This is a genomic window from Clostridium gelidum (assembly GCF_019977655.1).
GTDB classification, from domain to species: Bacteria; Bacillota; Clostridia; order Clostridiales; family Clostridiaceae; genus Clostridium; species Clostridium gelidum.
The window spans coordinates 2,931,516-2,945,332 of record NZ_AP024849.1; the positions used below are offsets into that span (position 1 = coordinate 2,931,516).

Annotated in this window: 15 protein-coding genes; 12 read left to right on the forward strand and 3 right to left on the reverse strand. The window is 30.2% G+C overall.

The genetic code is table 11. From position 1 onward, the window contains the following. The first annotated feature begins 23 nt into the window (after window positions 1–23). The 3 genes from trpB (at window position 24) to psyc5s11_RS13130 (ending at window position 2,520) form a co-directional block, all read left to right on the forward strand. Window positions 24–1,202 carry a tryptophan synthase subunit beta gene (gene trpB / locus psyc5s11_RS13120; protein WP_224038010.1) on the forward strand — a complete coding sequence of 393 codons (1,179 nt, stop codon included), beginning with the start codon at window positions 24–26 and terminating at the stop codon, window positions 1,200–1,202. A gap of 318 nt (window positions 1,203–1,520) precedes the next feature. After that, complete coding sequence (locus psyc5s11_RS13125; protein WP_224038011.1) at window positions 1,521–1,820, forward strand: chorismate mutase; 300 nt, start codon at window positions 1,521–1,523, stop codon at window positions 1,818–1,820. 1 nt (window position 1,821) lies between these two features. Next, on the forward strand, window positions 1,822–2,520 hold the full coding sequence (locus tag psyc5s11_RS13130) for an SAM-dependent methyltransferase (protein ID WP_224038012.1): 699 nt from the start codon (window positions 1,822–1,824) through the stop codon (window positions 2,518–2,520). A gap of 290 nt (window positions 2,521–2,810) precedes the next feature. Here the strand turns inward: psyc5s11_RS13130 and psyc5s11_RS13135 are convergent, their stop codons facing one another. Further along, window positions 2,811–3,224, reverse strand: coding sequence for a DUF1284 domain-containing protein (locus tag psyc5s11_RS13135; protein WP_224038013.1), 414 nt, complete (start codon window positions 3,222–3,224; stop codon window positions 2,811–2,813). Further along, window positions 3,211–3,765: a biotin transporter BioY gene (locus tag psyc5s11_RS13140; RefSeq protein ID WP_224038014.1), complete on the reverse strand. Its 555-nt coding sequence runs from the start codon at window positions 3,763–3,765 to the stop codon at window positions 3,211–3,213. Before psyc5s11_RS13140 ends, psyc5s11_RS13135 begins: the two co-directional genes overlap by 14 nt. A gap of 226 nt (window positions 3,766–3,991) precedes the next feature. Here psyc5s11_RS13140 and psyc5s11_RS13145 point away from each other — a divergent pair, with 226 nt between their 5' ends. The 8 genes from psyc5s11_RS13145 to psyc5s11_RS13180 all read left to right on the forward strand — a co-directional run bounded on the left by psyc5s11_RS13145 (window position 3,992) and on the right by psyc5s11_RS13180 (window position 11,657). After that, window positions 3,992–4,291, forward strand: a complete 300-nt coding sequence (locus psyc5s11_RS13145) for a hypothetical protein (RefSeq protein WP_224038015.1) — start codon at window positions 3,992–3,994, stop codon at window positions 4,289–4,291. A 390-nt stretch (window positions 4,292–4,681) separates the two neighbouring features. Next, a complete protein-coding gene (locus psyc5s11_RS13150; protein ID WP_224038016.1) occupies window positions 4,682–6,352 on the forward strand; it encodes a peptide-binding protein in 1,671 nt (556 codons plus the stop codon). Window positions 6,353–6,421: 69 nt separating this feature from the next. Continuing rightward, on the forward strand, window positions 6,422–7,384 hold the full coding sequence (locus psyc5s11_RS13155; RefSeq protein ID WP_224038017.1) for an ABC transporter permease: 963 nt from the start codon (window positions 6,422–6,424) through the stop codon (window positions 7,382–7,384). A 16-nt stretch (window positions 7,385–7,400) separates the two neighbouring features. Next, entirely contained in the window at window positions 7,401–8,240 is an 840-nt protein-coding gene (gene opp4C, locus psyc5s11_RS13160; RefSeq protein ID WP_224038018.1) for an oligopeptide ABC transporter permease, read from the forward strand. A gap of 69 nt (window positions 8,241–8,309) precedes the next feature. Further along, a complete protein-coding gene (locus tag psyc5s11_RS13165) occupies window positions 8,310–9,302 on the forward strand; it encodes an ABC transporter ATP-binding protein (RefSeq protein ID WP_224038019.1) in 993 nt (330 codons plus the stop codon). Next, window positions 9,295–10,281: an ABC transporter ATP-binding protein gene (locus psyc5s11_RS13170; RefSeq protein WP_224038020.1), complete on the forward strand. Its 987-nt coding sequence runs from the start codon at window positions 9,295–9,297 to the stop codon at window positions 10,279–10,281. The genes psyc5s11_RS13165 and psyc5s11_RS13170 overlap by 8 nt, the downstream gene beginning before the upstream one ends. A gap of 23 nt (window positions 10,282–10,304) precedes the next feature. Then, complete coding sequence (locus psyc5s11_RS13175; protein ID WP_224038021.1) at window positions 10,305–11,018, forward strand: gamma-glutamyl-gamma-aminobutyrate hydrolase family protein; 714 nt, start codon at window positions 10,305–10,307, stop codon at window positions 11,016–11,018. A 207-nt stretch (window positions 11,019–11,225) separates the two neighbouring features. Further along, the gene (locus psyc5s11_RS13180) at window positions 11,226–11,657 is read left to right on the forward strand and encodes a hypothetical protein (RefSeq protein ID WP_224038022.1); all 432 of its coding nucleotides are present in this window, start codon (window positions 11,226–11,228) and stop codon (window positions 11,655–11,657) included. A gap of 77 nt (window positions 11,658–11,734) precedes the next feature. On the opposite strand, the gene psyc5s11_RS13185 is transcribed toward psyc5s11_RS13180, so the two are convergent. After that, window positions 11,735–12,616, reverse strand: coding sequence for a LysR family transcriptional regulator (locus psyc5s11_RS13185; RefSeq protein WP_224038023.1), 882 nt, complete (start codon window positions 12,614–12,616; stop codon window positions 11,735–11,737). A gap of 141 nt (window positions 12,617–12,757) precedes the next feature. Between psyc5s11_RS13185 and psyc5s11_RS13190 the strand changes: the two genes are divergently transcribed. Beyond that, window positions 12,758–13,681, forward strand: a complete 924-nt coding sequence (locus psyc5s11_RS13190) for a ketopantoate reductase family protein (RefSeq protein ID WP_224038024.1) — start codon at window positions 12,758–12,760, stop codon at window positions 13,679–13,681. Window positions 13,682–13,817 lie beyond the last annotated feature (136 nt).

The following is a 13,817-nucleotide window of genomic DNA, read 5'->3' on the forward strand; positions in this document are numbered from 1 at the left end:
AAGAGTATGAGAGGAGAAAATTTATGAGTTGTAGATTTAATGAATTTGGAGGACAATACGTTCCTGAGCACGTATTAAAAGCTTTGAATGAACTTGAAGATGAGTATGAAAAGGCTAAAAATGATGAGAAGTTTATAGAGGAATATAACTATTATTTAAATTATTATACTGGAAGACCAAGCCCACTTTATTATGCAGAAAACATGACAAAGAACTTAGGTGGAGCAAAGATTTATTTAAAAAGAGAAGATTTAAATCATACAGGTGCTCATAAAATTAACAATGCAATTGGACAAGTTTTATTGGCTAAAAGAATGGGAAAGAAAAAGGTTATAGCTGAAACTGGTGCAGGACAACATGGAGTTGCAACAGCTACCGTTGCTGCAAAGTTTGGAATGGAATGCAAAATATTCATGGGTGAAGAAGATATGAAGAGACAAGCCTTGAATGTTAAGAAAATGGAACTTCTAGGTGCTGAAGTAGTACCAGTTTTAAGTGGTATGAGAACTTTAAATGATGCAGTTAATGAAGCTATAGAATATTGGGCAAACAATGTAGAAGATACTTTTTATCTTTTAGGGTCTGCTGTTGGACCACATCCATATCCAACAATTGTTCGTGATTTCCAAAGAGTAATTGGGGATGAAGCAAAAGAGCAAATTTTAAAACTTGAGGGAAGACTTCCGGATTATATTTTAGCAGCTGTTGGAGGTGGAAGTAATGCAATTGGAATATTTACTCCTTTTCTTGAAAATGAAGAAGTAAAACTTGTTGGAGTTGAAGCGTCTGGAAAAGGTGTTGATACTGATCTTACTGCCGCTACAATAACAAAAGGCGTAAAAGGTGTTATCCATGGAATGATGACATATGTGCTTCAAGATAAAGATGGAAATGTTGCTGAAGCGTATTCCATTTCAGCAGGACTTGATTATCCAGGAGTTGGACCAGAACATGCATATTTGTCAGATATTAAGAGAGCTAGCTATGAATGTATAAATGATGAAGAAGCAATAGAAGCATTCCTAGATTTGACAAGAACAGAGGGAATAGTGCCTGCAATAGAATCGTCTCATGCTCTTGCATATGCTAAAAAATTAGCACCTACCTTAGATAAAGACAAAATAATAATTGTAAATTTATCAGGTAGAGGAGATAAAGATATGGATGCTATACTTTCATATCTTGAAAATCAAAATAAATAATATAAAAACTAATGTATAATAAAATAGAGAATATATAAATTAAAGCCTGTGATAAGAAGAGTAGATAATAAAACTTAGTACAAAGAGAGTTCGGAAAAGTGGTGAGATTCGAATACTGTAGATATTATTGAATGGGTCTTTGAGGTGACATTTTGAAATTCTTAAGAGTAGGAATGTATGGCAAATCAGCCGTTAAAATGATAGATATACATTAGGTGGTATAACGAAATTAAAGCATTTCGTCCTAAATTAGGATGAAATGCTTTTTTATTTTATATTGTTCAATTTAGAAAATACAATGAAAGGAAGCAAATTATTATGAAATGCGAAAGTTTAGAGGAAGTAAGAGAAAACATAGATCGAATTGATAAACAAATAGTTAAGTTAATTACTGACAGAAGCACCTATGTTGTACAAGCAGCTAATTTTAAGAAAAATACAGATGAGGTTAAAGCACCGCAAAGAGTTGAAAGAATTATAAATAAGGTGAGGGATTTAGCACAGGAAGATGGCGTAAATCCAGATTTAGTTGAAAATATTTATAGAGAAATAATCAACTCATTTACAAATTTTGAATTATCTGAACATGAAAAATTAACACAAAAAGAGAGGAATTAATATGGCATTTGAATTATCAAAAGTAGTCCCTTGGGGGAGAACTTTAGAGGAATATAAAACAATGTTTACATTAAGCACTGAAGATCTTAAAAAGTCAATTGCAAGTTTTGGAGATGGACCTGCGAGCTTTAATGCAGAAATGACAAAATTAAAAAATAATGTAATATCGTTTGATCCAATCTATCAATTTACAAAGCAACAATTAATTAATAGAATAGAAGAGACAAAAGATATTGTAATGAAACAAACTAAAGAAAATAAAGATAATTTTATTTGGACAAATATAAAGGATTTAGATGAATTAGAAAAAATTAGAATGGGAGCGATGTCTAATTTTATAAAAGATTTTGAAGAGGGAAAAGAAGAAAAGAGATACATTCCTCATGAATTACCTAACAAAACAAATTTTTCAGACAATCATTTTGATATAGGGTTAAGTTCACATTTTCTATTACTATATCCTAAGCTGGGACTAGATTTTCATATTAAATCAATAGATGAAATGCTTAGAATATGCAAAGAAGTTCGTATTTTCCCAATTATAGATCTAGATGCTAAGGAATCAAGTGTGCTTCAGCCTATTATAGATTATTATAATAAAAACTATGATGTGAAGATAGAAAAAACAGATTATGAATTTCAAAAAGATGGAGATAAGGTGCTAGTTATAGGGTCCAAGAATGAAAAATTAAAGTATTGAATTTTATATTATTAGCATAAAGTACTTAAAGATGAATTGTTTTGGAGGAACTAATATAATTCAAAAATATATGATCATACTATATAGCTATTGCCGAAGGATTTCCAAGTCTTGGATAGGTTTTTATCGCCTTAATTCTAAGTGTTAACTATAAATATATCACAATTGAAAATATTGCAAATAGTATGTAAATAATAATTTATTAGACAAGTATAAGCTCAAATCTATACAATAAGTTAATGTGGTAGATTGAGCTTATACTTGATTAGGTCATCTTTATATTGAAATATCTATAAAGTCCATTTCTCTAATTGTTCATTAATGATATTATCATTGCAAACTCCGTCCTTGTACCAATTACAAGTACTACATATTTTATGAAATGTATCCTTATTAAAATTTTTATAAATAATATCTATTATTTCATTAAATGCGTATTCTTTGTTTTCTTTTAGATTATATATCTGTAAAGTATTATAATCTAGTCTAGCAATCTTTTCTTCTGTTATGCAGACATCACTTAATTGCTTATTGGGACACTTCACGCATAAATTATCACATTTTATAGTAAGTTTAATTTTAGTATTAGGATTTTCTTTAAACAAAGTTAACATGTTATTCATTCCTAATATAAAATCTTCACTATAACCTAAGCCTCTATAAAAAAATATGCAATTTATATGATGAGGTCTAAGCAATAACATTTCTTGTAAGTATATGTTCAACACTTTTTTTAACTTTTAATCCTATAAAAACTGCAAGTGCGACTGTGATAAAATCTTTGATTATAAATGGATACAAACCAGCTATAAGTGAACCTTGCATTGTCATTCCAGTTACTATTTTTAGGTAAAGTGTTCCAATAATCAAATCAATTGTTACTCCAATATATGCTGCAACAAACAAGAATATTTTATTTCCCTTTGATGATGCATATCCAATTAAAAATGCCATAATAATAAATCCTATAATATATCCCCCTGTTGGTCCAACAATCACCCCAAATCCACCACTGAAATTTGCAAAAACAGGCAAGCCAATAGCGCCAAGAATTACAAATACAATTAATGAAAGAGTTCCAATTTTAGCACCTACTATAACTGCTAGTACTATTAATCCAAAAATTTGTAGTGTTACAGGCACTGCTGTAAATGGAAGTGGAATTGAAAGCTGAGAAAAAATAGCCATCAGTGCAGCGCACATTCCAATTTGTGTCATTTCTTTGATTGATAAATTTAATTTCATTGTATAGCCCTCCTTTATTTCATTTTAAGTATACATATGGGAAAATATATTGTCAACTGTAAAAATAAAATGAGTTTACAATGTAAAAATATAGGTTTGAATATGAGGAGTGTTAATTTTTAGAACACATTAAGTATCTTTATAAGATGGATTTTTCATAAATTAGGCTTTTGAAAAATCTCATTTTTATGATATAATCGTCATTGAAATGAGGTGTTTAAAACTTATGGCGAAGAAAACTAGTAGAAATACAGATATCCTAAAAGAAACTAAGAACACGACTACTCCTAAAGTATATTCTTTATTAGTCAAGCTAGTAAATGAAGATAGAGAAGATTTAGCAAAAGATGTTTTGAAAATAGATTGTTTATTGACTTATGCAAATACATGCATTAAAGATAAGGATTTAAAACAGGCAAAAGATACAATGGAAATGGTAAAGGTTAGAATTGATAAGTTGGTCGATAATGATGTTAATGTAGAATATTTAATTTATATTTATGATGGAATTAAATCAAAACTATAACGTGCTCAGAATGAAAGTTCACGAAATCAAATAGAAATGAAACCAGATTCGCATTCACTTTTCGATTCTCACTTCAAAACAAAATATGGAAAATATGAAGAAGCACAACCTATTCACAGGAATGATGGAGTGCTTTTTTAGTATTTCAAATTATTAAAAATATGGAGATTTAATATATTTAGAGGGTTTTATTGACATTTTAATATTTACACTTTATACTAAGTTTATAGAAATACTATGAATTAAATTATTGGAATAAATTATTTATTAAAATTAACCTGTACAAGAAAAAAATCTTTGGAAAATACAGTGATTTAGTTTGTTTCTACAATCATATTTGATAGCAGAACTTTTATATTAATCAATAAAATTACAAAAAGGGGGATAATTATGCTTTATAGAAAAAATAAAATATTAGCGGGAATACTTATTTCATTATTATCATTGTCACTATTAACTGGTTGCGGATCTACAACTGCAGAAATACCAACTACTGCAACGAATCAATCATCAAGTGAGGGAGCCGTGCTTAGGTATTCAGTACCATCTTCACCAAAAGGATTATTTAGTCCATTATTATCAAATACAACATATGATAATAATGTAAATAGCTTAGTATACTCACCATTGGTTCTATTAGATGAAAACAATGACTATAAGCCAGGACTTGCAGAAAAATACACATTTTCAGATGATAATCTTACTTTGACATTTAATTTAAGAAAAGATATTAAGTGGCATGATGGAGAAGAATTTACAGCAGATGATGTTGCATTTACATTTACTAGCATTGCTGATCCAAAGTATACAGGATCAAGATTTAATGAAATTTCAAAAATAGTTGGAGCTCAAGATTATCATGATGGTAAGGCTGATTCTATTAGTGGAATAAAAGTTATTGATAAAAATACAATAAGTTTTACTTACACTAAAGTGTATGCACCAGCATTATCAAACTTTTCACAACGTGGTATTATTCCAAAACATATTTGGAGTAAAGTAAGTATTGCTGAGTGGGACAAGCAAAGTGATTTGCTTAATAAGCCAATAGGAACAGGTCCTTTTAAACTTACAGACTTTAAAGCAGATCAATATGTTGAATTAGTAAAAAATGATACTTACTTTGGTGGAACACCAAAAATTGATAAGTTTATTTTCAAAGTTACTAATACAGAAACAGAACTTTCTGAATTAGCTAAAGGAGATCTTGATGTAGTAGAACTTACAAGTACTAAGGCAGAAGATTTTAAGACATTGAAAGATGCAGGCATAATAATTGAAGAAAAACCAAGTGCAAATTATCAATTTATGACTATGAACAGTAACCGTGAATTCTTTAAAGATAAAAAAGTTCGTCAAGCAATAACTTATGCTATAAACAGAAAAGGAATTGTCGATAGTTTGTTAACTGATCATGGACAAGTTGTAAATACACCAATATCACTAGCAGGATGGGCTTATCCACAATCAGGACTTAATAGTTATGATTACAGCGCTGATAAGGCAAAACAATTATTAAAAGAAGCAGGATGGAATGACAATAATGGAGTTCTTGAAAAAGATGGTAAGAAATTTGTGGTAGATTTAATGGTGCCAACAGGAAATAAAGTTCGTGAACAAAGTGCTCCAATTATTCAACAAAATTTAAAAGATGTAGGTATTACAGTTAATATAAGTACAATGGATGTTGCATCTGCTATGGCAAAGACTAAGGGCGAAGGAGATTATGATATGGGAGTACTCGGATTTACATTAGAAGTAGATCCAGGAGATGCTGATCGTTATTGGTCTTCAAAAATTGCAAATGGTTCACAATTTAATTTCTCAAACTTTATTAATACTCAAAGTGATGAATTAATTGAAAAAGGTGCAACTACAATTGACCGTAATGATCGTAAAGAAATTTATGCTAAATGGGGACAAATACTAAATGAAGAAGCACCATATGTGTTCTTGTATTCACAAAATGCTATTCATGCACATAATCCAAAATTACAAGGATACAAATATTCGGCATATTCTGTATTCCCTGATATTCAAAACTGGACAATTTCAAAATAGAAATAAAGAGTATCGGTTAAAGTAAAAGCTTTAATCGATACAATTTTTTATAGGAAGGACTGAGAGCTCTTGAAAAAATATGTTTTTAAGCGTTTAATACAAACTATTCCGGTATTAATCGGAATTTCAATTATTGTATTTATGCTTGTGAATTTGCAGCCTGGAGACCCTTTTTCTTCTATGATGGATCCTAATCTTACAAAAGAAATGCAAGGAAAAATGTTGGAGGAACTAGGGTATAATGATCCAATTATAATTCAATACTTAAAGTGGTTATTACGCGTATTACAAGGAAACCTTGGATATTCAATTCAATTCAAGCAACCTGTTCTAAGTGTTATTTACAGTCGTTTAGGGAATACAGTGATTTTATCGTTATGTTCTTTGATAATTAGTATTGTAATAGCAATTCCATGTGGTGTAATAAGTGCTACAAAACAACGTACTAAAACTGACTACATTGTTACAATTTTTGCTTTTATGGGATTATCAATTCCATCTTTTTTCTTCGGAATGCTTTTGATTAAAGTATTTTCTGTAGATTTAGGATGGCTTCCGATTTCAGGAATGGTAAGTACAGGTGTTACTTTAAGTGGCTTTGCATATGCATTTGATATTGCAAAGCATATGTTATTACCAATGGTAGTTCTTGCACTAATGAATACAGCTAGTTTAATGCGTTATACTCGTTCTGATATGATTGAAGTCTTAAAAACTGATTACATACGTACAGCACGATCAAAAGGAGTTAAGAAAAGAAGTATTATTTATCAACATGCCTTAAAAAATGAATTATTACCTTTAATTACGGTAGTAACTATGCAGATACCTTCACTATTATCTGGTGCCTTGCTTACAGAAACAATTTTTGTATGGCCAGGAATTGGAAGATTAAATTACAATGCTGTTATGAGTCGTGATTATCCACTTATTATGGGAATAGTAATGATGGTTGCAGTAATAAGCTTACTCACTAATTTACTAGCAGACATACTTTATGCTGTTGTAGATAAACGTGTTGAATTTGATTAGAGGGGGGAAAACACAGTTGAAACATACAATTTTACATAGATTTCTAAAAAATAAGCTTGCTATGATTGGTTTTATTCTTCTGACTTTATTCATTTTGGCAGCTATATTTGCACCTATCTTAACAACTTATTTAAGAGATTCAATAGATTTAATGAACATAGAAAGCCGTCCTAATTTAAATCATATTCTTGGAACTGATGAACTTGGTAGAGATGTATTTACAAGACTTTTATATGGCGGACGTGTTTCACTTGGAGTTGCTCTTAGTGCAACTATTATACAATTGGTTATTGGTGTTACCCTTGGCTGTATTAGTGGATTTTATGGAAAATGGATTGACAATGTGATTATGCGTATTGTTGATACTGTTATGTGTTTTCCGTTCTTTGTAATTGCAATTTCAATTTCAGCATTAATGGGGCCTAGCGTTTGGAATGTTATTTTAATTATTGGATTACTACAATGGACAGGGGTAGCTAGAATTGTACGTGCTGAGATTTTATCTCTTAAGCAAAGTGAATTTATTGAAGCTGCACGTGCTATGGGATTTAGTAATTTTGAAATTATTCGTAAGCATTTACTACCGAATATATTATCGCCAGTTATTGTAAATGCTACATTAAGCGTTGCGCAAGGAATTTTAATGGAAGCTGGATTAAGCTTTTTAGGACTTGGTGTAAAACAACCAGAGCCAAGTTGGGGAAATATATTATCGGCTGCCCAAAGTATGCGTGTATTGCAATCTGAATGGTGGTTATGGATTCCAGCTGGATTATTGGTATTTTTATCAGTTTTATCAATTAATTTTGTAGGAGATGGATTACGAGATGCTCTTGATCCCAAAATGAAGATTTAGGCATATTAAAGAAAATAACAAGTCAAGCATGTAATGTATATTTCAATATGTCTTAGGAGGAGAACTATTATGAATGAGAAAAATCTCTGTGTTAATAATATATCAGTTAGTTTTACTGGGGATAACGGAAAAGTAATTGCTGTAGATGATGTAAGTTTTAATCTTGAAAAGGGTAAAATATTAGGAGTCATTGGAGAATCTGGTTGTGGTAAAAGCACATTAGCTTTATCTATTATGCAACTTTTACCAGAGAAAATAAGTAAAATTGAACAGGGAGAGATTTTATTTAATGGAGATGATTTAAGCAAATTTGCAGAAGGAAAACTTGAAAATATTCGTGGAAATGAAATTTCTATGATTTTCCAAGAACCAATGACCTCATTAAATCCACTTTTTAAAGTGGGAAGGCAAATCGGAGAGCCATTAAAAATACATAAACACCTTCATGGAAGGGAACTTAAGGATAAAGTCATTGAGCTTCTTAAAACTGTACATATTCCAAATCCAGAAAAAATTTATGACGTTTATCCACATAGCTTGAGCGGAGGAATGCGTCAACGTGTAATGATTGCAATGGCTCTAAGCTGTGAGCCAGAAATTTTAATTGCCGATGAACCAACAACTGCTCTAGATGTAACTATTCAATCGCAAATTTTATTTTTACTAAAAAAATTAAATAAGAAAGTTAATACATCAATTTTGTTTATTACTCATGATTTGTCAGTAGTAGCAGAGGTATGCGATGACGTTATGGTATTGTATGCAGGCAAGGTAGTGGAACAAACTGATGTTTATGAATTATTTGATAATCCTAAGCATCCATATACAATTGGTTTATTAGAATCTCAACCTCATAGAGGTGAAAATGGGAAGCCGCTACCAAGCATTCAAGGAATAGTACCATCTTTTTCTAATATGCCAATAGGATGTCGTTTTAGTACTAGATGTTCAAAGAAGTTCTGCGTGAAATGTGTAAATGAGCAGCCACCATTATTTAATATTAATGGTAATCATAAAGTGGCATGTTGGTTATATGATGAGGAGGCGAAAAAATTTGAGTGATGTGATTTTAAAGGTAGAACATCTTAAGAAAAAATATGTACTTGAAAAGACTTTTTTTGGTAAAGAAAAAGTTGTCTTAGATGCTGTAAATGATGTGTCATTTTCCATTGAAAAAGGAGAAAGCTTTGCTTTAGTAGGAGAATCTGGATGTGGTAAATCTACAATAGCTAGAAGTATTTTAAAATTAATAGAAGCTGATGGTGGAAGTGTTGTATTTGAAGATAATACTTTATTTGATGTTGAAAATAAGCAATCCATTGGTAATAATGATATGTCAAAGCTTCGAAAGGATATGCAAATTATTTTCCAAGATCCCTTTGCAAGTTTGGATAAGAGAATGAAAATTGGGCAGATTGTAGCAGAAGGAATTGAAAAACATAAATTGGCACAGGGGAAAGATGCGATTAAAATGGCAGAAGAATATCTACAGATTTGTGGTATAGATAAAGAGGCTGCAAATCGTTACCCACATGAATTTAGTGGTGGTCAGCGTCAAAGGATTGGAATTGCACGAGCTTTAGCAGTTTCGCCTAAATTTATAGTTGCAGATGAGCCTGTAGCAGCCTTAGATGTTTCAATTCAAGCACAGATTATAAATCTACTAAATGAATTAAAAGAAAGCTATTCATTAACTTTTTTATTTATATCTCATGATTTAGGTGTTGTAAAGTATTTCTGTGATAGAATTGCAGTAATGTATTTAGGAAGTATTGTGGAACTTGCAAAGAGAAAAGAATTGTTTGAAAATCCAATGCATCCATATACAAAAATGCTACTAGAATCTATACCCGTAAGTCATCCAAAATTACGAAAGAAAAGAGCTAGCATGGAAGAGTCAGAGATAGCTATTGAAGATAGCAAAACAGGCTGTAAGTTCTACAACCGTTGCTCATATGCAAAAGAACGTTGCAGACATGAAGCTCCTGCTATTAGAGAAATTAGTAGCGGACATTTTCTAGCATGTCATTTCTATGATTAATTTGAAGGAAAGGAATTTTTAATATGAAGCCTATTATCGGGATTACAACTTATATAAGGAAAGGGTCATTTAGGAGCTATTCACAAGTTGGATATGAATATATAGATAAAATTGAAAAGTCTGGAGGAATCCCATTGGAGATTCCAATATTACAGGACTTTACAATTGAAACGCTAAATCATTTAATGGATTCATTTGATGGTATTATTTTTTCTGGTGGTGCAAATATAGACTCATTATGGTACGGTGAAGAGCCACTGGAAAAGCTAAGTATAGAAACTGAATTGCGTAACAACTTTGAGAGAGCCTTATTTTCTGTAGCAAAGAAAAAGAAAGTGCCGATTTTAGGAATTTGCAGAGGAAGTCAACTGATTAATGTTTTGCAGGGTGGAAGTCTATTTCAAAATATTGATATTCAAATGGATACGGAAATTGATCATGAAGGTGTAGACAAAAAGATAGAAGAAAAACAGCATGTTGTTTATTTGGAGAAAGATTCATTTCTTACTAAGATTTCCAATAAATCAAAAATTTCAGTAAATTCATTTCATGTTCAATGTATTAAAAAATTAGGTGAAAATCTAAGGGTTACAGCTAAAAGTGAAGATGGTATTGCAGAAGCAATAGAATATGAAGGTGGTTTTTTTATGCATGGTGTGCAGTGGCATCCAGAAGGATTAGAAGATCAATTACCGCTTTTTAAAGAATTTGTTAATGTTTGTTCGATTAACAAGTAAGATATGAATTTGATAGTTATACGTGAGAAAATAAATAGGAGTTAATATGTAATATATTTTCAATTATTTATTTTTGCACATTTATATATGTATAATAGCAACAATAGTGTTATAATAAAATAATCTTCATTAATGGCACATAAAAAAATAACTGTAAGTATGCCTAGTAATTAATGATTAAATAAATTAGTAAAGTGAGAAACATGAATGAGATTTGAAGGCTTAGAAAAAACAATAAATAAATTAGATAATGATATTGAGGCTTTAAGAAGAGTTAAACAATACTTATCAAACAAAGATGAAATAAGTGAAGTTAGTGATGAATTAAATAAGGAAAGACAAGTATATGCAGATGAGTTATATTTAGGTGATGCAGCAATTTATCCTGATTGCATAGAACTTATAACTGGATTATTAGATAAGGAAATAGGTAAGGAAGAACAATTGGAATTATTAGAAAAAATAAAAGAGATACACGGAAGAAAATCTCCAAATGTATCTAAGAAAAGTCATGGACTTAATGCATGGCTTAAATTCCTTGATGTTAACTGTGAGTGGGTTGAAAATTCAAATACTGATTGGTCAACATTGATTATTAAAGGATACGTACCAAGAGTTAATAATTCAAGTAACAACTAAATATATATTATTAAAGATGAGTTTTTGTGTTATGCAAAGGCTCATTTTTTATGTGCGAGGAAAGTATAGATTGTTATTTACTTTCTTAAAAAATCTATAAGAGTTTTCGCCGCAATAGATAGATTGGATGAATTTTTATAAATAACACCAATATATCTAGGAGGAATAGGAACTTCTAAAGGAAGCTCTACAAGAGTTCCATTTTCTAACTCATTATGTAGAAAATCTTTTATAACAGAAGTAATTCCAAGGCCAATTTTAGCACATTCAATTAAGAAATCCATATTACTAGCTTCAATATCTGGAATAATACTTAGATTTTGATTAGCAAAGTAATTATCAATAAATTCCCTTGTAGCATTAGGATTTTCTAAAAACATGAAAGATCCTTGTGTAAATATATCGTTTATAGATTTTGAATTTAAACTTTTTACATAGCTATTACTAGCAACTAAAATATCTTGTATTTCACAAAGTTTAATAAATTCAAGATCAACTTCCCTTGAAGTTGTTCCAATAATACCTAAATCTAATTTTTCTTCCTGTACTAATTTTATTGTATCTAAAGTGGGCTTATTTATAATCTTAATTTTAAAATATGGATATTCTTTTATGAATTCTTGAAATTTAGGTAAGAAGTAACTTTTACCAATGGTTGTACTTACGCCTAAATTAATATTACCCATTTCTTTATTTTTTAATTTTTCTAAAATATTTTCGCCTAAACTAAATTCATCAAGGGCATTTTTTATATGATTATATAATATTTCTCCCTCTGGCGTTAGAGTTACTCCTTTAGAACTCCTTGAAAAAAGATTCACATTAAGAGAAGTTTCTAAGGTTTTAATAGATTTACTTACAGCAGGCTGTGAAACAAAAAGAACTTCAGCTGCTTTTGATATGTTTTTGCAGTTAGCAACTGTAAAAAAGACTTTATAAAGGTTTAAATCAATATTCATAATATAACTCCTACTTATAGTATTCATAACTAATATATATTTTCATTATACCTTAAGGAAGGTTAAAATAGATATAAGTTAAAGAAAATATCTAAATGTTTAATTCTGTTTTAAAAATAAATAAGAAAGGAATGATATATTATGAAAATTGGAATAATGGGAATCGGTGCTATTGGCGGATATATTAGTGCAATGCTTTGCAGACACAACGAAAATGTTTATATTATAGGAAAAGGTGAAACATTAAACATCATAAAGGATAAGGGAATTACTTTAAAAAGTGAAGCAAATGGAAACTTTGTGGTCTTTCCAACGCTTATAACAGAAGACGCAAACGAAGCTGGAATTATGGATATTGTATTTGTGTGTGTAAAAGGATATTCATTAAAAGCAGCAGCTAGAGCTATTTCACCTATGGTTGATGATCATACATTAGTTGTTCCTATTATTAATGGAGTAAATGGAGGAAGCAAACTATATTCTTATTTAGGACGCGGTAAGGTAACGGAGGCCATAATGTATATTAGTTCTAAAATTGAAGCTAAGGGAGTTATAAAACATACTAGTAAAAACACCAAAATTGTTATATCATCAAATAAACATCGTCCTATTCAAAGGAGATATTTAGAAAGGGTTTATAACGTTCTAACTAAAGCAAATATTATGTGTGAAGTAAGAAAAGATGCAGAAGTTGCTGCATGGAATAATTATGTGTTTAATTGTGCATTTAATGTAACAGATTCTTATTATGATGTTAAAGTAAAAGGAATATTAGAAGATAGGATGAAGTTTGAAACTTTCTGCAATGTTGCAAAAGAATGTGAAGAGGTTGGAAGGACTAAGGGAATTAATCTTCCAAAAAATATTTATGAGAATTCAATTAATACTCTGAAAAGCTTATCCAAGAAGAGTATAAGTTCTATGCATAAAGATGTGGCTTCTGGAAAGAAATTTGAACTTGAATTATTCTGTGGTGAGTTATGCCGTATGGGAAAGGCTGTTGGAGTTCCAACACCTTATACTCAAAAAGCTTATGAAAAACTTAAAATATTACAACCTATGTAAGAAATCTAGAGTATAATAATAGCTTAACCATCATTTTTCCTGCATATGGTGAAGAATATGTATGGTAATATTCTGAAGAATAAATATGGTGAACAATATATAAAGTAGGTGAGAACTTTAGTGTGAGTTTAAGACT

Excerpts from the sequence above, each read along its gene's own strand:
- psyc5s11_RS13130 (WP_224038012.1), top strand. The coding sequence starts at position 1,822 with ATGGCATTTGAATTATCAAAAGTAGTCCCTTGGGGGAGAACTTTAGAG.
- trpB (WP_224038010.1), top strand. The coding sequence starts at position 24 with ATGAGTTGTAGATTTAATGAATTTGGAGGACAATACGTTCCTGAGCAC.
- psyc5s11_RS13185 (WP_224038023.1), bottom strand. The coding sequence starts at position 12,616 with ATGAATATTGATTTAAACCTTTATAAAGTCTTTTTTACAGTTGCTAAC.
- psyc5s11_RS13145 (WP_224038015.1), top strand. The coding sequence starts at position 3,992 with ATGGCGAAGAAAACTAGTAGAAATACAGATATCCTAAAAGAAACTAAG.
- psyc5s11_RS13180 (WP_224038022.1), top strand. The coding sequence starts at position 11,226 with ATGAGATTTGAAGGCTTAGAAAAAACAATAAATAAATTAGATAATGAT.
- psyc5s11_RS13165 (WP_224038019.1), top strand. The coding sequence starts at position 8,310 with ATGAATGAGAAAAATCTCTGTGTTAATAATATATCAGTTAGTTTTACT.
- psyc5s11_RS13135 (WP_224038013.1), bottom strand. The coding sequence starts at position 3,224 with ATGTTATTGCTTAGACCTCATCATATAAATTGCATATTTTTTTATAGA.
- psyc5s11_RS13175 (WP_224038021.1), top strand. The coding sequence starts at position 10,305 with ATGAAGCCTATTATCGGGATTACAACTTATATAAGGAAAGGGTCATTT.
- psyc5s11_RS13140 (WP_224038014.1), bottom strand. The coding sequence starts at position 3,765 with ATGAAATTAAATTTATCAATCAAAGAAATGACACAAATTGGAATGTGC.
- psyc5s11_RS13125 (WP_224038011.1), top strand. The coding sequence starts at position 1,521 with ATGAAATGCGAAAGTTTAGAGGAAGTAAGAGAAAACATAGATCGAATT.
- psyc5s11_RS13150 (WP_224038016.1), top strand. The coding sequence starts at position 4,682 with ATGCTTTATAGAAAAAATAAAATATTAGCGGGAATACTTATTTCATTA.
- psyc5s11_RS13190 (WP_224038024.1), top strand. The coding sequence starts at position 12,758 with ATGAAAATTGGAATAATGGGAATCGGTGCTATTGGCGGATATATTAGT.